Here is a 25,758-nt window from a genome sequence, read left to right on the forward strand (position 1 = left end):
TTTATAAAAATGTGATGCTCACATAATTTTTAACTTATTTTTTATTATAAAATAACCAGATAATTTTATTTTACATACTTTATATTATGCAATTAATATAAAATTAGGAGGTCGTTATATGGTTGGAATCATCCTAGCAACTCATGGTGAGTTTGCGGAAGGTATTCTACAATCAGGATCGATGATATTTGGAGAGCAAGAAAATGTTAAAGCTGTTACCTTGCACCCAAGTGATAGTCCTGAAAGTTTAAAAGAACGAATGCTTGAAGCCATTGCAACATTTGCTAATCAAGAAGAAGTCCTGTTTTTAGTAGATTTATGGGGAGGGACACCATTTAATCAGGCTAACAATTTATGTGGTGAACATAGTAATTGAGCTATTGTTGCTGGTTTAAATTTACCAATGTTAATTGAAGCCTATTCTTCTCGTTTTTCAATGGAAACGGCGAAAGAAATTGCTGCCGCAATTATTGAACCAAGCAAAGAAGGTGTTCGAACAACAGTCGAAATACCAACACAATCTTCTGTTTCTACTAAAAACGCAAATACTATCCCCGATGGAACAGTACTTGGATTTTGATGTTTTAAAGAGAGCTTTTTTTCACAAAAAGAACAAAAAATAAAAATCACTATTTTATTATATTTATCGATTTCCACTTAAATTAAATAAATTATAGTTAGTATAATTTTTTTCCACTCTTTTTTAAGTTAGTTTAAGTCAATCAATATAACACCGCTTCATCAACAAACAGCCATTGCACTTTTTGCTAGAAAGAGTATAATTCTGGGGCTTTGATTTTGTCCGTGTTGGGCAGGAAAAAGATTATTTTTTAATTTAAGAGGATGTTATGGTAACTATTCGTTTAGCTCGTGGTGGCTCTAAAAAGCGCCCTTTTTATCAAGTAGTTGTCACTGATAGCCGTAACCCACGTGATGGCCGTTTTATTGAGCGCGTTGGCTTTTTTAATCCAATTGCACAAGGTAAAGCAGAAGAATTACGTTTAGATCTTGATCGCGTAAATCATTGGGTTGGTTTAGGTGCAACTGTTTCTGATCGTGTTAATGCACTAATTAAACAAGCACAAAAAGCTGCTTAATTTAGTAATTGATAATCACTGTAATGATGAATACTGAGAATCTTATTGTTGTTGGTAAACTTGGTTCAAGCTACGGCATTCGCGGATGGCTCAGAATTTTTTCGTTTACAGAATTCCCAGATAGCATTTTTGATTACACTCCTTGGTATATCCAGCATGCTGGGCAATGGCAAGAGGTAATTGTAGAGAGCTTTAAACCGCATAATCATGATATGATTGTAAAACTTAAAGGCATTGATGATCGTGATCAAGCCATTGCATTAACCAATATTGAAGTGTTTGTTGATGCAGGAAAATTACCAACACTTAGCAATGGTGATTTTTATTGGAAAGATCTCATTGGGTGCCGAGTTAAAACAATTAATAACTATGATTTAGGACTGGTAACTGACTTGATGGAAACCGGATCTAACGATGTATTAGTGGTTAAAGCAAATCTAAAAGATGCATTTGGAGCAACAGAACGTTTAATCCCTTTTGTTGATAATCAATTTATAAAACAAGTTGATTTAACAACAAAAATGATTGTGGTCGATTGGGATCCTGCTTTTTAATTGGTAAGGTAAAACTATGTGGATTGGCGTAATTAGCCTTTTTCCCGAAATGTTTCAAGCTATTACCTGTTATGGCGTAACTGGTCGAGCCGTTAAAAATGGGCTGTTAACAGTAGAGTATTGGAACCCTCGCGATTTTGCGCATGATAAGCATAAGACTGTCGATGATAGGCCTTATGGTGGTGGTCCTGGCATGTTAATGATGGTACAACCACTTAAAGATGCAATTCATGCGGCAAAAACAGTGGCAGGTAACAATACAAAAGTAATCTATCTTTCCCCACAAGGGCGCAAATTAGACCAACAAGGTGTTTGCGAATTGTCACAAAATAAAAATTTAATTTTGATTTGTGGACGATACGAAGGTATAGATGAACGCGTTATTCAAACCGAAATTGACGAAGAATGGTCAATTGGGGACTACGTGTTAAGTGGTGGTGAAATACCAGCGATGACCATGATTGATGCATTAGCAAGGTTTATTCCTGGCGTGCTAAATCACCAATCATCGGCAAAAGAAGACTCTTTTGTTAACGGTTTACTTGACTATCCACACTATACTCGTCCTGAGGTATTAGATGGAATGGCGGTACCTGACGTATTAATGTCTGGTCACCATGAAGCGATTCGTCGCTGGCGATTAAAACAATCACTAGGACGAACTTGGTTAAGAAGAGAAGATCTTCTTGCAAATCTAGCTCTGACTGATGAAGAGCAATGTTTACTCGCTGAATTCCAACAAGAATACAGTGACAAACTAAGCAATTAATATTTCAGTATAACTAGTAAGAGATAATATTATGAAAAATGCAATTATTCAGCAATTAGAACAAGAACAAATGAAAAAAGACATCCCGTCTTTTCGCCCTGGTGACACGGTTGAAGTAAAAGTATGGGTTGTTGAAGGTAACAAAAAACGTCTTCAAGCTTATGAAGGTGTTGTTATTGGCATTCGCAACCGTGGTTTGCACTCTGCATTTACCGTACGTAAGATTTCGAATGGTGAAGGTGTTGAACGAGTATTCCAAACTCACTCACCAATTGTTGATTCAATTACTGTGAAACGTCGTGGTCAAGTACGTCAAGCTAAACTTTACTACTTACGCGAACTTCGTGGTAAAGCAGCTCGTATCAAAGAGCGCCTTAACTAAATTTTATTGGTTTAATTGTCTAAAACCAATTAAAAAATATCAGATTAAACATGGTCACCTTTTTGGTGGCCGTTTTTGTATCTAACAAAAATCATTCCCTAGCAACTAATAATGTTAACAAAATTAAAGGGAATTTAATTGTTATTCTTTGAAAGGTAACACTATGGATGACTATCTTGTTAATATCCTTGCCACAACTGTAAAGCTATTTGCATTAATGACACCTCCTGCTGTTTTAAGTGCATTTTTAAGTGGCACAAAACAATACGACGAACAGCTTAGACGCAAAACAGCACTCAAAACATCCTGTGCCGTATTTATCATAGGTATAGTGCTATTCTTTTTTGGTAATACCATGTTTAGTGTCTTTGGTTTTACTCTTGATGCATTCCGAATTGGTTCTGGAGCGTTGCTATTTATCACTGCAGTGTCACTAATGAATGATTCTCCAGAAAAGAACAAAATTAACAGTGATGACGATATCAGTGTTGTACCCCTTGCAATTCCACTTTGTATGGGACCCGCTTCCATTGGTACTATCATTGTTATGGGAACAAGCTCCGTAGGCTTTGCAGCCAATATGATTGGCGCTGTTTCTTTATTCATTGCATCTTCAGGAATTTATGCAATGCTATTATGTGCAAAAAGTATTGCTAAAGTATTAAAAAACACAGGTATTGCTATCTTATCAAAACTTACTGGGTTACTAATATCAGCTATTGCTGCGCAAGTCGTTTTTACGGGTGTATCAGCTTTTCTAAAATAACTTGTATCAGAAAGGATTTAATCAAGATTATACCAAGCAAACGCACTTAATTTAGTGCCTTAAAATAAAGATAAATCACAAATAGTAAAAACATTAATAATCTGATTTTAAAAATTAAACGTAATCACCTAAACCGATTTATTAGGTGATTACAAACAAATTAATAGGTCAATAAAATTAATCTAACGTTTTTATTATTAAAGAATTTCGTTTCTTATAGAAAAAGTAAGAAACCAAAATAATTATTACTAAAACAACTTCTGATAATAAAATAAAATGTCCTGACTCCCCAAACCAAACACCAATAATAATCACAATATTAACAATAATAGAAACCCCTGCCAGCCAAGGAAATAATGGCGATTTGAACTTTACCATCTCTTTGGGATATTTACCGTTATTTACTCCCTTACGGAACTGATATTGACACCAAGCAATAATAATCCATGCAAAACATCCCACTTGCCCTGTTCCCGCTACTAAATAAATATACAATTTTTCAGCGGCAATATATTTCGAAAATAGTGAAACTAGCGCAATAATAGCAATAAATAAAATACCTTTTGTGGGCACTCCACGCTTATTTACGTCTGAAAAATATTGAGGTGCGAGTTTATCTTGAGCCATAGACCACAGCATTCTTGAACTGGCATAAATTGCAGAATTAGCCGCCGATATTGCCGCACAAAAAATAACAAAAAGCATTAAATACGAAGCTATTGAAATTCCTGCTTTATTAAATACCCACACAAATGGGCTAATTTCAGAATGAACCGTTCCATATGGATAAACAAGGGCTAAAACAGCAATAGCCAGAACATAAAATAGAATAATGCGAAAAGCAACACCAGTAATAATTTTGGGTAACACAGACTGTGGAGATTGCGCCTCACCAGCTGCACTACCAATTAATTCGACGCCCTGAAAGGAATAGGTCACGATAGTCATACAAACAAATATGGCTAAAAAACCATTAGGAAACCACCCTTTTTCGGTTTTAAATGTTGGTAAGATATGCGTTTCGCTATATTGGTGGTTAAGTAAATAAATCCCCACCCCAATAAATGCAATAATCGCAAGAACCTTAATAGTTGAAAACCAATACTCACTTTCTCCAAATGCACGAACAGAGGTTAAATGCACTGAAGTAAGAACAATTAGAATTAATAGACTAAAAAGATAAATAGGAATCGAAGGGAAGGTTTGGTGAGCAATCATTGAAGCAGCGGTTAAATCTGCCGCCATAGATAGTACCCAACTAAGCCAATACAACCAACCGATGGTATAACTCCAAATCGGATTGGGTATAAACATCAATGCATAGTGTTGAAATGAACCTGCATGAGGGAATGCACAAGAAAGTTCACCTAAACATAACATAGTTGAAAGCATTATGCTTCCTGCCATTAAATAAGCAATAATTGTTCCTAACGGACCAACAGTGCTAAGTGGAGCAGCAATACCAATAAATAATCCAGTACCAATTGATCCACCTAATGAAATCATCAATAAATGACGATTTTTTAGGTTTTTCTTTAAATTACTACTGGGATAAGGGTTTTCTTGTGATTCAGATGTTGTCATATAAACCGCCTAGTAATTAATAAAAACTGCTGGTTACCCAGCAGTTAACACAAATTAATAAATAAACCGTTTTTCTACACCATTAGTTTGACAAGCCATTAGTAAAGCAGTGTAATCAAGCTCAAATCCAATAACATCGCCAACACGAAGTGTTTGAGTAACATCTTCAATATCAACCAAGGTATGATCACTGGTTTGACCCAATACAGTAATATCATCATTGATGGGTATACAGCTTTCTGCTGGCACATCTTGACGTCCAAAGGCAAGAAGTGCTCGTTTGCGTGTACCGCTATCAACAAAGGTTTTACTGTTTAAAAAAGCATCTACACCTAATTCACCAACAGGAACTGTTGGTTTACTATTGAGTTCAATGATTTGCGCATATAATTTATAAATATTACTACATGCTTTATCAACGGGTTTATTTGAATGATGAAACTCGTCAAGATATTTCATATCCACATATTCAATACCAAACTCGTGTAAACCACCAATTCTCAAATGATTTAATCCTTCTGGCCAAATACCTTTATCCAATAAGTGGTAACTGGTACAATTACCGGCCGATAAATACTTTATTTTAATATTACAAACTTGCTCTACTTTACGCGCTATTTTTAAAAAGTCTACTCCATTTTTAACTGTAGGTAGTACAGTACCATAGCAATTAAAATTGGTGCCGAGCCCATAGAGCTCAACACCGGGTAAAGAAAGAATAAGTTTAACCGTATCAATGATTTCATCAATATGTTCAAACCAAATACCTTCGCGTAAATCCCCCATATCAACCATTAATAAAACTTGATGTACTTTTTGTTGTTTAACGGCTTCATCAGAAAGTGCCTGAATTACTGCTTTTTCGCTGTTTAAGCTAATATCAGCATATCTAACAACATCACTAATTTCACTTAAACAAGGGCTCCGTAATAAGCAGGTTTTACAATTTAAAGCATCTTTTAATTTCTTTAAATTGTATGTTCTTGATTCAGCAATCACATCAATACCGCCTTCAAGTACTGCTTTGGCCGTTTCAACACAACCATCAAAAACTTTATTAACAGCCATAACCTCAATACCGTGTTTAGCTAATAAATCTTTTTCAACACGAGCATTATTTCTTAATTTGCGTAAATCAATTTCTAATATAGGTTTGTACATAATTTTACTCCTCTATATATTATTACTACTGCAAACGGTTACGTTTTTGGGCTCGATAATAAATCCATTCAGCTAAACCAATGGCAAGTACTGCACCACCAACAATTTTAGCAATATATTCGACATACCCCCCCATATCTATTTGCGCAGGTGGAATAAACACTAATACCACAGCAAATAGAGTAGATAAGAAACCAAGTGCTGGTAACACAATTGGCAACACCTTACCCGGAATTTTAAAACTACGAGCAACATCTGGTTGAGTAATACGTAAACGATAATACGCAATAAACATCACTAAGTACGGAATAAAGTAACAAATTGTCGTTAACGCTGTTAACATCCAATATGCTGCTGCAATACTTGGCGACACAAAAGTTGAAAAACAAAGTACTGTAACAATAATAGCTTGAATAATTAACGCAAAGGCTGGTGTTTTATATACTGGATGTAAACGACCAATGCGTTCTCCAAGCAAATTATCTTCTTTTGATGCTTCTTGTAGCATATAAATCGGACCAACTAACCATGAGTTTATTTGTCCTAATGCACCAAAAAACAAACAAATTGCCATTACTGGTAATAACCAAGGCATATGCAATTCTTTAGCTGCGGCTTCCATTGCTTGCATAACACCCGCTACGATATCAGTATCCGCTGCTGGCAATAAAGTATTAATAGCCCATGTTCCGACCATATAAATACCAACAATTACCACTGCAGAAACCAACATTGCTTTTGGAAAGTCTCGTTGTGGATCTCGTGTACGCCCTGCAATCATTGGAGCCACCTCAAGACCAGCAAATGCGAACATCATGCTAGATAGAAAAACAATAGTATCCCAACTACTTAAATCAGGTAACCAATCACTAACATGACTATAGCTTGTAGCCATAGGATGCCCTGTGAATAACCATACAACAGCTAATAGCACAATAATAGCGGCTGGAATAAATACACCAAGCCATGCACTCACACTATTAATAATTTTAGTCCATTGCATCCCTTTAATATTCATCAGTGTTAAAATCCAGAATACCACCATAGAGCCAACACCAATAAATACTTGATTTTGAGCTAACTCAGCACTAAACATATACCCAATTGCAGTAAAACCAAATTGCAACATTAACGGGAAGAAAAGAACACAAGAGAACAAAAAGCAAACAACAACTATCCAACCGATACGTTTACCAAATGCTTCTTTTACCCAAACAAAAATTCCACCATCTTTTGGCCAACCTGTTGAAAGTTCGCCACAAACCATAGCTAATGGGAAGAAAAGACAAAATGCAGCAAGTAACCAAAGTACCATTGCTGACGCCCCATAAGGAGCAACATTAGGAATTTGACGCAAACTTAGTATTGCAATGACATTCATAAAAACAATGTCTTTAATACCAAGTAAACTTGAATCTTTAGAATCACTCATAATAACCTCACTTTATAATATCTGGAGCATCAAATGCTCCAGATATTGATGATTAATATATGTCGTATCCAACCATATCTTCGTAAGTGTCCTCACGGCGAATCAATCTATCCTTGCCTTCTTTATTTATCATTACAACAGAAGTACGAGGACGATTGTTATAAACAGTTTGGCTTTCGATGGTATAAGCACCAGCATCAAGGAAAGCAACAATATCACCGATTTGAGTGTCTTTTGGCATTAAGAATTCTTCACCTTTAACACCGACATGGAAATAGTCACCACCATCACATAAAGGACCAGCCAATTTGATGTACTCATCATGTGTTTCATTGATTTTTGAAGCATTATAAACATAGAAGAACCAATCAAAATGTTGACTATCAGATAGCACACTATAACCAGCATCAACAAATTTCCACTCAACATGCTCTTCAATATTGCCATCTAAATCATAATTGGTTTTACGTTTTTCACAGGCAACTTCAGTTACAAGCACACCTGCTGAGCCTGTTACTTTACGACCTGGCTCAATACAGATTTCAACATCAGTACGCCATTTGTGTACTTCACTAATAACAGCATCAGCAAAATCTTGTGCAGTAATACCTGCATACATATTATCTTCTAATGGATTACCATTTTCTTCATCATATTTATAAGGAACAGGGATCCCCCCACCTACGTTGATTAAATCAAATTTAATACCAAGCACTTCTTCTAAGCGACGTGATTCATCAACTAAAACTTTCGTAGCTTTAGCAAAAGGCTCTGATTCTGGAACCTGATCACCAACGTGCATATGTAAACCGCGTAAATGAACATATGGCATTTCTAAAATACGACGACATGTTTCTTCTGCTTGTTCTAAATCGATACCTGATTTAGCATGATAAGCAGTGACTAATTCTGCGTGAGTTGCTGACGGAACATTTGGTTCAACACGCACACAAACATTTGCTACCTTTTTCAAACGTCTTGAAATCTCATCAATAATATCAAGCTCATATAAGCTATCTACGTTGATAATATACAGATCATTTTGGATAGCAAACTCTAAATCCACTGGTTTTTTAACAACACCATTAAACACAATTTGGCTACCAGGGAAACCGATATCTAAACATTTACGCACTTCAAACATTGAGTTCGCTTCGGCATAAATTCCTGCATCTTTAATCGCTTTAAGAACGCCCATTACTGAACAAGTTTTTGATGCATAGAAAATTTTTGTTTTTGGATGAGCTTTAAATGCCTCTTTAATTTCTTGCACATTACGATCAATCTCCTTTTCAGAAAACACATAAAAAGGCGTTGGATATTTTTTGGCTAACTCTTCTAAATTAACACCATCAAAACAAAGTTTGCCACTTTCAGCGCTAAAACGACGATCTTTAGTTACAAGATCAGTGCGTAATTTGTTATAATTTGACATAATTTTGTCGGACATATAGCCTCCAGTTAATGATTACATGAAAAATAAGTAAAATGGCTTCTCACTTGTTGTGCAATCAGCATGCCAACTTTAAAAACAAAAATAATCAATATATTAATAAACAAAGCGCAAGTAAAAATTTAGTCATTTAGTATAAAATCAATTTTTATGACAAAAATTTGTCATTTTTATATGATAATTAACAGGCGTTTAAATTAAACAAAGCTAAATATAACAAATCACCCTAGTTCAAAAGGCACGAATATCATGACAATCGACCCTGAATTATTACAATCATTGGAAATATTTAAACATTTTTTTGATTTAATCCATCAACCAATGGCGATTATTGATAAAGAAGGCAAATATGTTTATTACAATCAGGAAAGTGCTGAACTTGATGGTTACCCTATAGAACAAGCTATAGGAAAACCAATGCTTAAAGTTTATCCCAAGATGCGAAAAGAAGACAGCACGATGTTGCAAGCCCTACAACATGGGAAAGAATATCAAAACAATTACCAAAGCTATTATAACCATGTAGGTAAACTTGTAGATTATATGCACACAACAGTTCCTCTTTATAATAAAAATCAAAAAATTATCGGCGCAATAGAAATAGGTCGAAATTTATCTACTGTTAGGCAATTACAAGACCAAGTATTCAAGCTCAATAGCAAGTTATATCAAAATAAAGAACAACCATTACCAGAAATTGTTTTTGTATCAAAAACAATGCAAGAGGTTATCGATCAAACTAACATCTTGGGAGCAAATGATGTTCCAGTATTAATAGTTGGCGAAACAGGAACAGGTAAAGAGCTATTTGCTCGTTTAATCCACCAAACAAGCCAACGCCGTGACAAAGCATTTATCTCGCTCAACTGTAGTGCACTACCAACCACACTGATTGAAAGCACCCTATTTGGTACGGTCAAAGGCGCATTTACGGGTGCTGAAAACCGACAAGGTTATTTAGAACTGGCTAACGGAGGCACATTATTCCTTGATGAATTAAATGCTATGCCTCTTGAAATGCAAAGTAAATTATTACGATTCTTACAAGAAAAAACCTACTGGCAATTAGGTGGTAATAAAGAAATGCATTCAGATGTTCGTATTGTTGCTGCCATGAATGAACCACCTACAGAACTATTAAAAACAGGAAAAATGAGAAGTGATCTGTTTTTTCGCTTAAACGTTGGTTTAATAAAACTCCCCGCTTTACGCGACAGAACAGAAGATATTCCAGTGTTAGCACGCTATTTTATTGATAAACATAAAAACGACGTCAATGTTGTAATTAGCGGTATCAGCGAACATGCACTACAACAATTAATATCAGCTCCTTGGCCCGGTAATGTTCGTATGCTTGAAAATACAATTGTCAGAAGTATGGTATTACAAAACGAACCGGGTGAATTACAGAATATTGTCCTTGATAAAGATCTATTCGATCTTAATAGTTCATCTTCTCAAAACGATGATATTAATAAACCAGAAAATTTACCTATCAACACATCTACTGATGGAAACAACTTAATTGAACAAGTTGAAAACTATGAACGACAACTCATCATTAACGCATTAAATCAAGCCAACGGCAAAATTATAACGGCGGCAAAACTATTAAACATTTCACGCACAACGTTACAATACAAAGTAAAAAAATACCATATTCAAATGGGCGTAATTAATTAAACGATCTAGCACAAGCAAATGCACTACTCCATGCCCATTGAAAATTATAGCCACCTAACCAGCCTGACACATCAACAACCTCACCAATAAAATAGAGGTTGGGGTGTGTTTTAACTGCCATAGTTTTGGAAGACAACGCATCAGTACTTATACCACCAAGAGTCACCTCCGCAGTACGATAACCCTCAGTCCCATTTGGAGTAATATGCCAATGTGTTAAAACATTATACAAGTCTTGCTGTTGTTTGGGATTAAGTTGCTTAACTATTATATCGTTTATCAAATTGAGCTGTATTAACACCTCAACAAGCCTTTTAGGTAAAACCTGTGCTAAACAATTTTTTATAGTTTGATTACGATTCTGCTCTAATAATGGTTTAAACGATGATTCGAATGTGAAATCAGGTAATAAATTAATAGTAATTGACTCTCCAGCCTGCCAATAGCTTGATATTTGCAAAATAGCTGGTCCTGAAATTCCTCGATGAGTAAATAATAGATTCTCCTTAAAACTAACTCTTTCATTAGAAACTTCAACAGCAACAGCAATACCAGACAAGGTTGATAATATATCAAGTAAAGGTTTATGTAACGTGAACGGTACTAATCCTGCTTTGACTGGTATCACTGGAATAGCCAATTTTTCGGCAATTTTATAGCCAATTGAAGTCATGCCAAGGGCAGGCATCGATAAGCCTCCCGTAGCAATAATAAGATTATCGCTATCAATAATGCCTTGAGAAGTATGTAATTTAAATCCTATTTTATCACTACTAATATCTTCAACCTGAGTCTGCATCATAAAATGAACATGCCCTTTTTGACACTCGTTTAATAGCATATCAACAATATCTTGCGCTGAATTATCACAAAATAATTGCCCATGATCTTTTTCATGGTAAGCAATACCATACTGATTTACTAATTGGATAAAGTCCCATTGAGTAAATTGTTTCAAAGCTGATTTACAAAAATGAGGATTGCAAGAAATATAATTACTAGGTTCAACCATTAAATTAGTAAAATTACATTTACCACCACCAGACATTAGAATTTTGCGTCCTAATTTTTTACCATTATCAATCACAGTAACATCATACCCCTTTTGCCCCAGTAAACCTGCGCAAAAAAGCCCAGCGGCGCCAGCACCCACAATCGTAATTTTAGTTTGCATTATTAATAGATCAAAAATAAAAGATAACAAATTATAACAGTATACAATTGTCACACATAGTTATTGAATCAAATAACATATTTTATACTCAAACACATAGTTACCTGAAACTTTTTAACAAGAAAGAAAAAGAACTTATATCCCATTTTCTAAAGCCAAATTTAAAAGCAACGCCTTAACTTATAAAAAACAAAATAAATCATAAACGTAAATACTACTATTAGCTTTATTAATAACGTTTATATAACTTATTAAAAGATCGACTTATAAATATATTTATTAAGCCAGTATTCTTTTTATTTTTCATTCAATTATAAAGGTATGGTTATGCAATTTTTATAAAAGGAGGGTAAATATATCAAAATAATCTTTATTACTTATTTAAACTTAGTTAGTAATAAAAAGCTTGTATTGTTTAAATAATTAACTAATTGATTTTAATAATATATTGATAAACCAGCGACAACTATCGCCGATTTATCATTTTTAATATCTTTATAGTACTATTCTATCTTCTTATCCGCTCTTTTTTATTCGCATTTTATTAAAAAATAGATAAGCAGATATAGCAACAACAAAATTTCCTAGTGCAGCAAATATCGTTACAACATTAAGAGCAAAATAGTTAAATAAAATAAATCCTGTCAAAATTGCACCAATTGCCGCACCAAAAGTATTAATCGCATAAAGATGTCCAGCTGTTTGACCAATATTTTTCCAAAACTGTGCTATATAAGTAATTAAAATTGGAAGTGTTGCTCCCATCAAAAGGGCTGGAATAAGCACCAATAAGAAATTAACAATTGCAACAACAATTAAATTATAAACAATAAAGATATCACCGACAAATAAAATAAGTTGATAACTAATTATTCCAAATAAACCAATTCCAAATTCACTAAAACAAAAAAACTGTAGTGCTTTATTTGGGTATTTATCAACAATTTTTCCTCCTCCAAGAGCCCCTAAACCAAGTCCTAACATAAATGCCGATACAATAATTGCTACAGAATCAACATCAGATCCAAAAGCCGAATAAAGAGCTCGTTGCCAAGCAACTTGATAAGTTAAGCCACTCATTCCAGAAATAAAAAATAGCGTGCTTAATAGTAGTGATTGTTTCTTACTTAACATAAAAACGTCCTTAATTATTTCTCAAAAAACCATATTTATATTCAGTTATCATATTACTATCGGTGATAATTTCCGTATCTCGTCCTAAGTTATAAAGCTTTTCAACTTCATCTAGACTTAACAGTTTGGTTGCTAATGTTTTTTGGTAAGCACCGTTTTTAACTTGTTTAGACGCTTCATTAAACAATGGTTTACCATCTAAAACCAACTTATCAAGGCGATTTTTAGCAACATTGTCATCAATGCTAATCTCTGAATCCGAGGCATAAATAAAGCCCATTGTACCCCAATAAGCATACTTAAATACCGATTGTGCCGTTTTTAATGTATCTAGCGAACGAGTACTATTAAATGCCAAAATACCATTAGGATTTAATGAATTATGTAATATATTCATCATTTCTTGCGATAATAGATTGGTTATTCCTGAACGCCAATGGTAAGTAGTATTCATGACAATTAAATCATACTTTTTATCACTATTTCGTTTAAGCCAACGTCGACCGTCATCAATATAGATATTAATTCTATGATCATCTAGTATTGGAGAAACAACTGGGTATTGTTTAATAATATCCAAGTAACCTTTATTAATTTCAATGGCGTCAATCGTTTCTAACGTAGGAAAACTTGATAAAGCACGCGTCCAAGCCCCACCACTAACACCAATAACCAGCACTTTCTTAGGATTTGGATGAATTGCCGCTAATAGATAAAGCCGGTTTAAGTCATTTATATCATTATCTGGATCTATATTTAAAATGCCATCATACATTCGGTTTCCTAATACAATATTTTTCAGTCCATTCTTATTGTCATCGGCGATATGAATTACACCATAGCGATTTTCAATATAATAACTGATAGAAGAGTCTTTTCCTAAGCTATCTCTGAAAATATAATCAGTGTGTTTATCGACTAAACAAAAGCAACAAATACCAAGTACAGCAAAGACAGAAACAGAAACTGCCGATTTTTTAATTATCATCAAGCCACCTAATAAGATACAAACAATACCTATTAGAATAAACATTGATGAAATAGAAATATAATCAAGGAGAACACCACCAATTAATAAACTACCCAGTGTCGAGCCAATAATATTAAAGAAATAGACTTTAGAAACTGAAGCCCCTACTTTTCCATTGGCTATATTCGTCCCTAAATGGTGCACAATTGGAAATAATATTGCTTTTAAAGCTGCAACGACAAATATCAAAATACAACATATACCTTTACATAGACTTAAACTATTTGGTTGATTTATGTTTTGAATAATAAATGGAATTAATATATCAATAAAACCAGCAAGAATTAAAACCACTCCTCCGACCAATAGTAGATTCGAATAGCGTGTACAAATTGATTTACCTTGATTTGATCCAAAAGTGATACCTAATAGAAAAAAGAACAGTACAAGAGCAAAAGCATAAGAAGCACCACCAAACATAAAGCTAACGATTCTAAACCATAGCATTTCTTGACCTAAGCTCATCAATCCAACTAAAAGCGAAATGCACCAAGCAAAATATTTCATAGTGATTTTCCTACTCCTAACTAACTATTATTATTTAAGCTAATTATAGTTAATATATAATTAATTGCTAATATTTTAGACAATTATTCATTTTGCATCAAATTCAACTAGATATAAACGTAATACAAACCGCCATTAGCTTTATTAATAACGCTATATTTGGAAGATTGACTTATAAATAATATTTATTTGACCAAAAACTAATTTTTGATTAACTTCACACGCAATATGGAATTAAAGCCTATTCCTTCTTAAATTATAAAACGATGAATTAGAGGCAATGATATGTTATATAACCAGCATCATGAAAAAGATAACTGTGGATTTGGTTTAATTGCTCACATTGAAGGACAACCAAGTCATAAAGTGGTGCGTACTGCAATTCACGGACTTGCCAGAATGCAACACCGTGGTGCCATTTTATCAGACGGTAAAACTGGCGATGGCTGTGGACTTTTATTACAAAAACCCGATCGATTTTTTAGATTAGTGGCACAAGATGCGGGCTGGCGTTTAGCAAGTAATTATGCCGTTGGTATGTTATTTTTGAGCCAAGATGAAAAAGAAGCTCAAATTAGCCGTGATATTGTCGAAGAAGAATTAGCCAATGAAACCTTATCTATTTTAGGTTGGCGTGAAGTACCAATTGATAAAAGTGTGCTTGGTGAAATTGCCCTATCATCATTGCCTAAAATTGAACAAGTCTTTGTTAATGCACCCGCTGGATGGACAAAAATTGATTTAGAACGCCGCCTATACATGGTGCGCCGTCGAATTGAAAAACGGGTACAAGACGATACATTTTACGTTTGTAGCTTCTCAAATCAGGTCAATATCTATAAAGGCTTATGTATGCCTAAAGATTTACCTCGATTCTATCTAGATTTGGCTGACATCCGAATGGAAACAGCAATTTGTTTATTTCATCAACGTTTTTCAACCAATACTGTTCCTCGTTGGCCATTAGCGCAACCTTTTCGGCATTTAGCTCATAATGGTGAAATCAACACTATTGAAGGTAATAGACAATGGGCACAAGCACGTTCCTATAAATTTAAAACGCCACTCATTCCAGACTTACAAGATGCGGCACCTTTTGTTAATGTCACAGGTTCTGATTCAAGTTCATTAGATAACATGCTTGAGCTATTTCTTGTAGGAGGAATGGATATTGTACGAGCCATGCGCTTATTGGTTCCACCTGCATGGCAAAATAATCCAGACATGAACGAAGATCTGCGTGCTTTTTTTGACTTCAACTCAATGCATATGGAACCTTGGGATGGTCCTGCCGGTATTGTAATGTCTGACGGTCGTTATGCCGCATGTAACTTAGACCGTAACGGATTACGTCCTGCACGTTATGTAATAACGACAGACAAACTCATTACCTGTGCATCCGAAATCGGTATTTGGGATTATCAACCTGACGAAGTCGTCACTAAAGGACGCGTTGGTCCAGGTGAATTGTTAGTTATAGACACTGAAGAAGGTCGCATTTTACAATCGTCTGAAACAGACAACGATTTACAAAAACGTCATCCATATAAAGAATGGATGGAAAAAAATGTTAAAAGACTGATCCCTTTTGAAAACCTACCTGATGATAACATTGGCTCTCGATATTATGACGATATCTTGCTAGCAACTTATCAAAAACAATTTGGTTATAGTGCTGAAGAGCTAGACCAATGTATTCGAGTGCTAGGTGAAAACGGTCAAGAAGCCACCGGCTCAATGGGCGATGACACACCATTTGCGGTACTATCAACAAGACCTCGCTCAATTTATGATTATTTTCGTCAAAAATTTGCTCAGGTAACAAATCCGCCTATCGACCCACTACGCGAATCACACGTTATGTCACTTTCAACTAGTATTGGTCGTGAAATGAACGTGTTTGCCGAAGCAGAAGGTCAGGCGCATCGTGTTGCGTTCAAATCTCCTGTTTTGGTTTATTCAGATTTTAAACAATTAACAGCATTAGAATCACGTTATTACAAATCAGAAGCCTTAGATATCACTTATGAAATCGATGGTAGCCTGCGCGATGCCATTGAACAATTATGTGGTGATGCTGAAGCAAAAGTTCGCAATGGCACGGTATTATTGATTTTATCAGATAAAAATATAGCGCCTGATCGCTTACCAATTCCTGCGCCTATGGCAGTTGGAGCTGTTCAGCAACGCTTAGTTGAAAAAAACTTACGTTGCGATGCTAATATCATTGTCGAAACCGCAAGCTGCCGTGATCCACATCAATTTGCGGTACTTCTTGGTTTTGGTGCAACCGCAATTTACCCTTATTTAGCCTACGAAATCTTAGGCCAAATGGTCGATAATAGCACAATAAACAAATCTTACCGTGAAGCCATTCTTAATTATCGTAATGGAATTAACAAAGGCTTATATAAAATTATGTCAAAAATGGGCATTTCAACCGTCGCCTCTTACCGCTGTTCAAAACTATTTGAGGCAGTTGGCTTAAATAAAGAGGTCGTTGAACTTTGTTTCCAAGGAGTTACTAACCGTATTAATGGTGCCAATTTTGATGATTTTGCGCAAGACCAATTTAACTTATCAAAAAGTGCATGGCTGAAAAGAAAACCATTAGAACAAGGTGGGTTACTTAAATATGTTCATGGTGGTGAATATCATGCTTATAATCCTGATGTAGTACAGTCACTACAAAAAGCGGTCAATAATGGCAATTATGAAGATTACAAACGCTATGCCGATATTGTCAACAACCGCCCTATTGCCACCTTGCGTGATTTATTAAAGCTCAATCCACCTGAAAACGCAGCTATTCCACTTGATCAAGTCGAGCCAGAAGAATCACTGTTCAAACGCTTTGACTCGGCAGCCATGTCAATTGGTGCGCTAAGCCCTGAAGCACATGAATCCCTTGCCGAAGCAATGAACACGCTCGGTGGTTTTTCAAATTCAGGCGAAGGCGGTGAAGATCCAGCTCGCTACAACACCATAAAAGTATCACGCATAAAACAAGTTGCATCAGGTCGTTTTGGTGTAACACCAAGTTATTTAATGAGTGCCGATGTTATTCAAATCAAAGTAGCACAAGGAGCAAAACCGGGGGAAGGTGGTCAGTTACCTGGCGACAAAGTCACACCATATATTGCTAAATTGCGTTTTTCTGTACCGGGTGTCACACTTATTTCACCACCACCTCATCACGACATTTACTCGATTGAGGATTTGGCACAATTAATATTTGACCTAAAACAGATTAACCCTAATGCCATGATTTCGGTTAAATTAGTATCAGAGCCAGGCGTTGGCACAATCGCAACTGGAGTTGCTAAAGCCTATGCCGACTTAATTACCATTTCAGGCTATGATGGTGGAACAGGCGCTAGCCCATTAACTTCAGTCAAATATGCTGGTTCTCCATGGGAATTAGGGTTGGTTGAAACTCAGCAATCATTAGTCGCCAATGGGTTACGTCACAAAATACGTTTACAAGTAGACGGTGGTTTAAAAACGGGCACTGATATTGTCAAAGCAGCTATTTTAGGTGCTGAAAGTTTTGGTTTTGGGACAGGGCCAATGGTCGCCTTAGGTTGTAAATACCTACGTATTTGCCACCTAAATAACTGTGCAACGGGTGTTGCAACGCAAGACGAAAAACTGCGTAGCGAACATTATCATGGCCTGCCAGAAAAAGCGATAAACTATTTCCGATTTATTGCGCGTAACACGCGAGAAATTATGGCCGAGCTAGGTGTCAGTCGTATCGTCGATTTGATAGGACGCACCGATCTGTTATTAGAACTTGATGGCATCACAGCAAAACAACAAAAACTTGACCTATCAGGACTGCTCGAAACAGCAAAACCTATTGATGGCAAACCAGTTTATTGTATTGAAGACAATAAACCATTTGATAAAGGTGTGCTAAATAAAGAGATCATCACACAAGCACAACAATTTGTTGATAATCGCCAAAGCCAAAGCCTCTATTTTGATATACAAAATACTGATCGCTCTGTGGGTACTAGTTTATCTGGCTATATTGCCAAAAAATATGGTGACCAAGGTCTTGTTGCTGATCCTATTTCGCTTAACTTTAACGGCACTGCGGGTCAAAGTTTTGGTGTTTGGAACGCTGGAGGTGTGGACTTAACACTCACAGGCGATGCCAATGATTATGTTGGTAAAGGCATGGCTGGCGGACGTATTGTGATTCGACCACCGCAAGGCTCAGCATTTTTAAGCCATGAAGCAACCATTGCCGGTAATACCTGCTTATATGGTGCAACTGGAGGAAAACTCTTTGCCGCTGGACGTGCTGGAGAACGATTTGCGGTACGTAATTCTGGTGCAATTAGTGTTGTTGAAGGCATTGGAGACAATGGCTGTGAATATATGACAGGCGGTATTGTCTGCGTATTAGGTAAAACAGGAGTTAACTTTGGTGCAGGTATGACAGGTGGTTTTGCTTATATTTTAGATGAAGATAGTGATTTCCATAAACGCATAAATAAAGAGTTAGTGGAACTATTGAATGTTGCTGATTACTCAATTCACGAAGAACATTTACGTGGTTTAATAATGGAGCACGCTCAACTTACCCATTCATCACGCGCGGAAGAAATTTTGGCTAATTGGGATGATTATTCAAAACAATTTGTATTAGTCAAACCCAAATCGAGTGATGTAACAGCGCTACTTGGGCACCGCAGTCGCTCATCAGCAGAATTACGTATTCAAGCACAGTAAGGAGAACACGAAAATGAGCCAAAATGTTTATCAATTTATCGATTTACAACGTGTTGATCCGCCTAAAAAATCGTTAAACATTCGCAAAATTGAATTTGTTGAAATTTATGAAGGATTTTCTGCTCCACAATCACAAGCGCAGGCTGATCGTTGCCTTGCTTGTGGCAACCCATATTGTGAATGGAAATGCCCTGTGCATAACTATATACCCAATTGGTTAAAATTGGTTAATGAAGGCAAAATATTAGAAGCGGTTGAACTCTCACATCAAACCAACAGCCTGCCTGAAGTTTGCGGTCGAGTTTGCCCACAAGATCGCCTTTGCGAAGGCTCTTGTACTTTAAATGCTGAATTTGGCGCAGTTACCATAGGTAATATAGAGCGTTATATTACTGATGAAGCATTTAGAATGGGTTGGAAACCTAATTTATCAAACGTCGAAAAAACAGGATTGAAAGTTGCAGTTATTGGTGCTGGTCCTGCTGGCCTTGCTTGTGCCGATGTCTTAGTCCGCAATGGCGTAACGCCAGTAGTGTTTGACCGTCACCCTGAAATTGGTGGACTACTCACCTTTGGCATCCCAGCGTTTAAACTTGATAAAGAAGTATTAATCAACCGAAGACATATTTTTACTGAAATGGGCATTGAGTTCCGTCTAAATACTGAGGTCGGTAAAACGGTACAATTAACCGACTTAATCAACGAATTTGATGCGGTTTTTGTGGGTGCTGGAACTTATCAATCAATGCGAGCGGGTCTTCAAAACGAAGATGCCAACGGCGTTTATGATGCCTTACCATTTTTAATTGCCAACACTAAACACATAATGAAACATGCGCAAACCCAAGATACCCCATACATTGACATGAAAAACAAACGTGTTGTGGTATTAGGTGGTGGTGATACTGCAATGGACTGTGTACGAACATCTATTCGTCAAGGTGCAACTGAAGTTACTTGTGCTTATCGCCGAGACGAAGCCAACATGCCGGGCTCAAAACGAGAAGTCAAAAACGCCAAAGAAGAAGGCGCACAGTTCCAATTTAACGTACAACCTCTCAGCATTGAAATTAACAGTACAGGACAAGTAACAGGCATAAAAATGGTAAGGACAGAACTCGGCGAGCCAGATGCAAAAGGACGACGCTCGCCAGTAATTATCGAAGGTTCTGAATTTATTCTTCCTGCCGATGCAGTAATTATGGCTTTTGGATTCAAACCACATGCCATGCCTTGGCTTGCTCAGCATGGTGTCGAATTTGACCCACAAGGCAAAATCATCGCACCCGAAGCTAACAGCTACCAAACCACCAATCCAAAAATCTTTGCTGGTGGCGATGCTGTTCGTGGTTCTGATCTAGTTGTCACTGCCATTAGCGAAGGTCGCAAAGCGGCTGAAGGTATCTTAGATTACTTAGAGATTTAGCGACTATCTTGCTCTCAATCAAAATTACTTTAAATAAAAAACAAACCCGCTTTAAAACAGCGGGTTTTTAATGATTCGAGTTTTTATTTTTAATTTTAGTCGCTCAGATTTAATCTAACAGATACTTATTACTCATTAGCATTCATTTCAACAAAATCGAGTTAACTTCTTGTAATATTATATGCTTCTTCTATTTGCAGAATAAATAAGAAAACAGTAAAATTAGCGATTTTACTATTATCGTTACACTAAAAATTAACGTTACATCAATTATCTACTGCATCAGGTATGAATAATATTTATAAAAAGCATTAATTATTAATAAAAACATAAGTTAATTATAAAATGGAGATAGTATGAAAAGTAAAGGTGTCGCATATTTATTATGGTTCTTTCTTGGAATGTGGGGAGCCCATCGCATGTACTGTGGAAAATGGATTACAGGCTTCATTTGGTTTTTTACTGCTGGTTTATTAGGTATTGGATGGTTTTTAGACCTATTTCTAACTAGCGGTATGGTTGACTATGCTAACTGTATCTACAAAAGTAAATATAATCTGTCACCAAATAATATTTCAATTCAAATTAATAACGCTTGCCACACTGAACCATCAACACAGGCTATAAATGAAAAAAATTCATAGTATGTAAAAAGGCTATTTACATTTCATGATTAAAATAATCCTTTAAAACTCATAAGGCGTTTTTCCCTAAAATCACTTTATGGGATTTAAAGGTATTATAAAAATTAATAAAGCATTTGAGCTTTTATTTTCTATCTTTTGCATCACTAAATATTTGTTGATTACGCTACATATTAACTCAAAACCTAGATTACACCATGAAGTGCAATTCTTCTTAACTCCTTAGAATAAAAATCGGCAGGGCTTTTAAACTTATGCCGTTTTCTTGGGCGTGTGTTCAATAGATATTGTATTTTCTTTATCTGTTCGTCATCAACTAATGAAATGGCCGCTGACTTAGGTATAAACTGACGTATTAAGCCATTGGTGTTTTCATTTGTGCCTCTTTGCCAGCTTTTATAAGGCTCCGCAAAGTACACGGTAGTGTTTAAATAATACCCAATAGCATGATGATAATTAAATTCGGTTCCATTATCAAAGGTGATGCTTTTAACCATTTTTTTAAACGGCGTTAGCAATTTTATTATCATATCTCTCGTTTCGGAGGCGGTACGTTGATTGAGGCGCCCAATTAATACTAGCTCTGTTTTGCGTTCAACTAATGTCACCAATGCTTGCTTGTCTTTACGGCTAATAATCGTATCGCCCTCCCAATGTCCTCGCGTTTTCCGGCTTTCTACATAACTTGGACGTTGTTTAATTGACCGTTTATAACGGTGGTCTCCTTCTTTGCTTGTAATAATACGAAAATCTGGTATCTTTCCTTCCTAGAAAGGTGATTATAATACATAGCAATCTCCAAACTGTGGTGGTGCGAAGGTGCTAGTATAAATCGCCTTTCTACTTTCTTCACTCCACCGTGTTTAAAATTGCACTTCATGTTTGAATTCAGGATATTTATAGCTTGGTTTCAAATTATATTTAACTTTTTATTAAAAAAATAAACCGACATTAGCCGGTCTATTTATTGTATTGATTTTAGAATTTAAATTAATAATTAACTATTCTTATCATTTGCCACTAACGATATAACCATAAACAATTAATCCCAAAATGATACTTATTGAAACCGTAACGATCATATATTTAGTGCTAGTATCATATTTTTTCATTTCACCAAGTGATAGCGCTTTATTTTTATTTCTTATATGATAATAGTAATACACAGGCAAACCAATTAAGGTGACCACTATTGAAGCTATACCATTTACGGTTTGATAAATTAACATTCCGTAAATAACATATATTGCACCTAACATAGCGATGATAGGAATAATCGGATAACCAATTACTTTATAAGTTCTAGTCACATTCGGGTATTTTCTTCGAGCAATTATTACACCAATGAAAGTTAATAAATAAAATACCCATATGGAAAACATCGATATTTCAGATAGACGATCAGCATCGAGTAACACTGAATAAAGGAAAGAAAAAATAACTAAAACGATAATCGCATTAATTGGTGAGCGACTTTCTTCATCAATAGTACTTAAATAACGTGCACCAATGATAGTCCCTCGTTCTCCCATACTAAAAATTGTGCGAGATAGCGTCATAATATAGCCATTAATGCCGCCTAAGATGGAAATCATAATACCAACTGCAACTAAATTACCACCAAAATGCCCAAACATCCGCTGTGAAGCAACCGCTGAAGCATCATGTCCTAGTGATACCATTTCTTTAACAGGAAAAATTTTGAATAATGCAATATTAATACAAGCATAAACTACAACAAGGAAGATTATGCCTAAAATTATGGCTTGGGGTAAAACTTTCGACGGATTACGAATTTCACCAGCTACCGATGCGACTTGCGCCCAACCGTCATACGCAAATAAAGTAGCTAAAATAGCAACAGCAAAAGGCGCATAGCTTTCAATCCCTTGCCCACTAGCACTGAACAATACCACTTGTCCACTACCTTTCCATAATCCAAATATAGCTAATAATAGTATTGGAATAAGTTTGCATATAGTGGCAATAGTTTGCAAATAACCTGCTTTTTTAACACCTACTGCATTGATTGTTGCAATAAACACTAAAACGCCAGCACTCACAGCCATTCGATAAGCATCATTGATATGAAATAATAAGCAAAATACTGAGCTAAAATATCCGACTAGTGCTCCAATAAGTGAAGGCGCAAATAAGACAGTTATCATCCAACCATAAAGGTGAGAAACTTTCGCACCATAGATTTTTTCTAAATATACTAACATTCCACCAGTTCGAGGAAACATGACTCCTAGTTCACAAAGAGTTAAACCACCACAAATAGAAAATACACCACCTATTACCCAAGCTAGCAACGCAAAATTATAATCACCAGCAACTTCTAACACAGCAGGAGGTTTCATAAAAGCTCCTGCACCTAAAACCATTCCAACGACTAGTGATAATGCAGAAACTAAACCAAGATCCTTGCGCAAGTTATTCTCTAAATTATGATCTGCCATGAAGTTCCTCTTGAAACATATAAAATTAATTAGCAAAATTTGATTATGATAGGGATTTATTTATAAAAAACAAGAAAAGATTAACATCATTTACATAAAAACCTCGATAAATCAAATAAATAGTTTTTTGATTTATAAAAAAAGCCAGCATATAGCCAGCTTTTTGAATTACAAATAAGGTTAATTTATTTAGACTTCTGCATTTTCATATCAACAACCATACGACCTCGAATTTTACCTGCTTTCATTTCGTCGATCATATCATTAATATCTTCCAACGGTCTTTTTTCAACTATCGGCACGACCTTTCCTTCTGCACTAAACTGAAATGCTTCTGCTAAATCTTCACGAGTTCCAACCAATGAACCTAAAACTTGAATACCATCTAACACGGTTTTAGGAATACTTAAATCCATATTTTCTGAAGGCAAACCTAAGGCGACCACACGCCCTAAAGGTCGCACTGAATTGATGGCCTGATTGAATGCTGTTTTAGTCACAGAAGTTACAACAGCACCGTGCACTCCCCCTCCTGTGTGTTCTTTAATATAAGCTCCCACATCCTCAACTTTTTTAGGATTAACGACCAAATCAGCACCTAGTGTTTTACATAATTCTAATTGGCTATCGCTGTTACTAATAGCAACCACTTTATTATTAAACACTTTTTTACCATATTCGACAGCAAGTGTTCCCAAACCGCCAATCCCAAATACTGCAAGCCATTGTCCTGGTTTAGTAGCAGCCACTTTAATACCTTTATAGGTAGTCACACCAGCACAAGTTACACTTGTTGCTTGTGCTGGATCGAGCCCTTCTGGCACTTTAACCGCATAATCAGCTTTAACAATGCACTGCTCTGCCATGCCTCCATCAACAGTATATCCAGAGTTTAATGCATTACGACAAAACGTTTCTTGCCCAGAAATACAATATTCACAAGTACCACAACCAGCATGGAACCAAGCAATACTAACCCGATCACCAACTTTTAAGCTTCTTACATCTGGGGCAACTTTAATCACAATCCCTACACCTTCATGTCCAATAACACGACCTGGTTTTTTACCAAAATCGCCAGCTGCAACATGAAGATCAGTATGACAAAGACCACAATACTCAACATCAACTAAGGCCTCCCCTGCTTCTAAAGGACGAATAGGAATATCTTTGATTTCGACTTGACCATCGCACTCTTGCTTAATAACTGCTGCTTTCATTTTTTCTCCTAGGAAATTTTAAAATTAAAATATCATTGGTTTTATTTTAACCTAATCCCACTTAAAAAATTTGAGTTATTTCACAATTTTATTAAATAGCATTGATTACTTAATAAACTATACTAAAACGTAGTCTTTCCTGAAACTTTTTAACAAAATGAGGTGTAGGAATTCCTAACATTGTTTACAGTAATTTGAGAAACGACTGTAATAGATATACATGAACAACAAAACTAACGCCTTATTACAGACAAGCAATATATCGCTGATATCATAAAGAAAAAATAATCATCCGTTATGGTATTAAACGTTTGGTCAAAATTGAAAAATCCATTGAAGATAAATTAAGACTGCAAGCTAAAGGCAATAACAAAACCTATATTTTAGATTATATTTTTTGCAAAAATAATTCAGGACTCTATACCGTTTCAGCATAAAATTATTTTAAATTTAATAAGTTAAAAATTTTCATCGATAAAGCATAACGTTGCTTAAATCATTTATTCAATAAAAAGATTAAGCCACTATCACATACTG

19 protein-coding genes and 1 pseudogene are annotated in these 25,758 nt (G+C 35.6%); 10 read left to right on the forward strand and 10 right to left on the reverse strand.

The window, feature by feature from the left end; translation table 11 throughout:
* Positions 1–118 precede the first annotated feature (118 nt).
* The 6 genes and pseudogenes from B9N71_RS13310 to B9N71_RS04280 form a co-directional block, all read left to right on the forward strand.
* Positions 119–496, forward strand: a pseudogene (locus tag B9N71_RS13310) (PTS sugar transporter subunit IIA); the annotation flags it as partial.
* A gap of 352 nt (positions 497–848) precedes the next feature.
* Positions 849–1,097, forward strand: a complete 249-nt coding sequence (gene rpsP, locus B9N71_RS04260; protein WP_034900786.1) for a 30S ribosomal protein S16 — start codon at positions 849–851, stop codon at positions 1,095–1,097.
* A gap of 23 nt (positions 1,098–1,120) precedes the next feature.
* Positions 1,121–1,651, forward strand: coding sequence for a ribosome maturation factor RimM (gene rimM, locus B9N71_RS04265; protein ID WP_085164337.1), 531 nt, complete (start codon positions 1,121–1,123; stop codon positions 1,649–1,651).
* A 16-nt stretch (positions 1,652–1,667) separates the two neighbouring features.
* Positions 1,668–2,420, forward strand: a complete 753-nt coding sequence (gene trmD / locus B9N71_RS04270; RefSeq protein WP_065589381.1) for a tRNA (guanosine(37)-N1)-methyltransferase TrmD — start codon at positions 1,668–1,670, stop codon at positions 2,418–2,420.
* Positions 2,421–2,451: 31 nt separating this feature from the next.
* Positions 2,452–2,802 carry a 50S ribosomal protein L19 gene (gene rplS, locus B9N71_RS04275; RefSeq protein ID WP_034913735.1) on the forward strand — a complete coding sequence of 117 codons (351 nt, stop codon included), beginning with the start codon at positions 2,452–2,454 and terminating at the stop codon, positions 2,800–2,802.
* A 163-nt stretch (positions 2,803–2,965) separates the two neighbouring features.
* Positions 2,966–3,568 (forward strand): MarC family protein, encoded by a 603-nt coding sequence (locus B9N71_RS04280; protein WP_065561484.1) that lies wholly within the window; start codon positions 2,966–2,968, stop codon positions 3,566–3,568.
* Positions 3,569–3,745: 177 nt separating this feature from the next.
* Here the strand turns inward: B9N71_RS04280 and B9N71_RS04285 are convergent, their stop codons facing one another.
* The 4 genes from B9N71_RS04285 to dokD are packed head-to-tail and all read right to left on the reverse strand — an operon-like array spanning position 3,746 to position 9,195.
* Positions 3,746–5,152: an amino acid permease gene (locus B9N71_RS04285; protein WP_065561485.1), complete on the reverse strand. Its 1,407-nt coding sequence runs from the start codon at positions 5,150–5,152 to the stop codon at positions 3,746–3,748.
* 54 nt (positions 5,153–5,206) lie between these two features.
* Positions 5,207–6,313 (reverse strand): alanine/ornithine racemase family PLP-dependent enzyme, encoded by a 1,107-nt coding sequence (locus tag B9N71_RS04290; RefSeq protein ID WP_065589379.1) that lies wholly within the window; start codon positions 6,311–6,313, stop codon positions 5,207–5,209.
* Positions 6,314–6,338: 25 nt separating this feature from the next.
* Complete coding sequence (locus B9N71_RS04295; RefSeq protein ID WP_065589378.1) at positions 6,339–7,745, reverse strand: APC family permease; 1,407 nt, start codon at positions 7,743–7,745, stop codon at positions 6,339–6,341.
* 52 nt (positions 7,746–7,797) lie between these two features.
* On the reverse strand, positions 7,798–9,195 hold the full coding sequence (gene dokD, locus B9N71_RS04300) for an ornithine/lysine decarboxylase DokD (RefSeq protein WP_085164339.1): 1,398 nt from the start codon (positions 9,193–9,195) through the stop codon (positions 7,798–7,800).
* A 249-nt stretch (positions 9,196–9,444) separates the two neighbouring features.
* On the opposite strand from dokD, the gene B9N71_RS04305 reads away from it, so the two are divergent.
* The gene (locus tag B9N71_RS04305; protein ID WP_143422028.1) at positions 9,445–10,881 is read left to right on the forward strand and encodes a sigma-54 interaction domain-containing protein; all 1,437 of its coding nucleotides are present in this window, start codon (positions 9,445–9,447) and stop codon (positions 10,879–10,881) included.
* Here the strand turns inward: B9N71_RS04305 and B9N71_RS04310 are convergent.
* From B9N71_RS04310 to B9N71_RS04320, 3 genes are all read right to left on the reverse strand, one after another.
* Entirely contained in the window at positions 10,874–12,055 is a 1,182-nt protein-coding gene (locus B9N71_RS04310; protein ID WP_085164343.1) for a BaiN/RdsA family NAD(P)/FAD-dependent oxidoreductase, read from the reverse strand. The two genes, B9N71_RS04305 and B9N71_RS04310, sit on opposite strands and share 8 nt — an antisense overlap.
* 516 nt (positions 12,056–12,571) lie before the next feature.
* Positions 12,572–13,189 carry a spermidine synthase family protein gene (locus tag B9N71_RS04315; RefSeq protein WP_085164345.1) on the reverse strand — a complete coding sequence of 206 codons (618 nt, stop codon included), beginning with the start codon at positions 13,187–13,189 and terminating at the stop codon, positions 12,572–12,574.
* A gap of 10 nt (positions 13,190–13,199) precedes the next feature.
* On the reverse strand, positions 13,200–14,726 hold the full coding sequence (locus B9N71_RS04320; RefSeq protein ID WP_085164347.1) for a fused MFS/spermidine synthase: 1,527 nt from the start codon (positions 14,724–14,726) through the stop codon (positions 13,200–13,202).
* Positions 14,727–15,011: 285 nt separating this feature from the next.
* On the opposite strand from B9N71_RS04320, the gene gltB reads away from it, so the two are divergent.
* From gltB to B9N71_RS04335, 3 genes are all read left to right on the forward strand, one after another.
* Positions 15,012–19,469, forward strand: a complete 4,458-nt coding sequence (gene gltB / locus B9N71_RS04325) for a glutamate synthase large subunit (RefSeq protein WP_085164349.1) — start codon at positions 15,012–15,014, stop codon at positions 19,467–19,469.
* Positions 19,470–19,482: 13 nt separating this feature from the next.
* Positions 19,483–20,895, forward strand: a complete 1,413-nt coding sequence (locus B9N71_RS04330; protein WP_065589372.1) for a glutamate synthase small subunit GltD family protein — start codon at positions 19,483–19,485, stop codon at positions 20,893–20,895.
* Between the two features lie 356 nt (positions 20,896–21,251).
* A complete protein-coding gene (locus tag B9N71_RS04335) occupies positions 21,252–21,539 on the forward strand; it encodes an NINE protein (RefSeq protein ID WP_065609121.1) in 288 nt (95 codons plus the stop codon).
* Positions 21,540–21,724: 185 nt separating this feature from the next.
* Here B9N71_RS04335 and B9N71_RS04340 read toward each other — a convergent pair whose 3' ends face one another.
* The 3 genes from B9N71_RS04340 to adhP all read right to left on the reverse strand — a co-directional run bounded on the left by B9N71_RS04340 (position 21,725) and on the right by adhP (position 25,221).
* Positions 21,725–22,297, reverse strand: coding sequence for an IS30 family transposase (locus B9N71_RS04340; protein WP_085164351.1), 573 nt, complete (start codon positions 22,295–22,297; stop codon positions 21,725–21,727).
* A 252-nt stretch (positions 22,298–22,549) separates the two neighbouring features.
* Complete coding sequence (locus B9N71_RS04345) at positions 22,550–24,001, reverse strand: APC family permease (RefSeq protein ID WP_085164353.1); 1,452 nt, start codon at positions 23,999–24,001, stop codon at positions 22,550–22,552.
* A 185-nt stretch (positions 24,002–24,186) separates the two neighbouring features.
* A complete protein-coding gene (adhP, locus tag B9N71_RS04350; RefSeq protein WP_085164355.1) occupies positions 24,187–25,221 on the reverse strand; it encodes an alcohol dehydrogenase AdhP in 1,035 nt (344 codons plus the stop codon).
* Between the last annotated feature and the right edge of the window lie 537 nt (positions 25,222–25,758).

This window comes from Gilliamella bombi, assembly GCF_900103255.1.
Lineage (GTDB): Bacteria > Pseudomonadota > Gammaproteobacteria > Enterobacterales > Orbaceae > Gilliamella > Gilliamella bombi.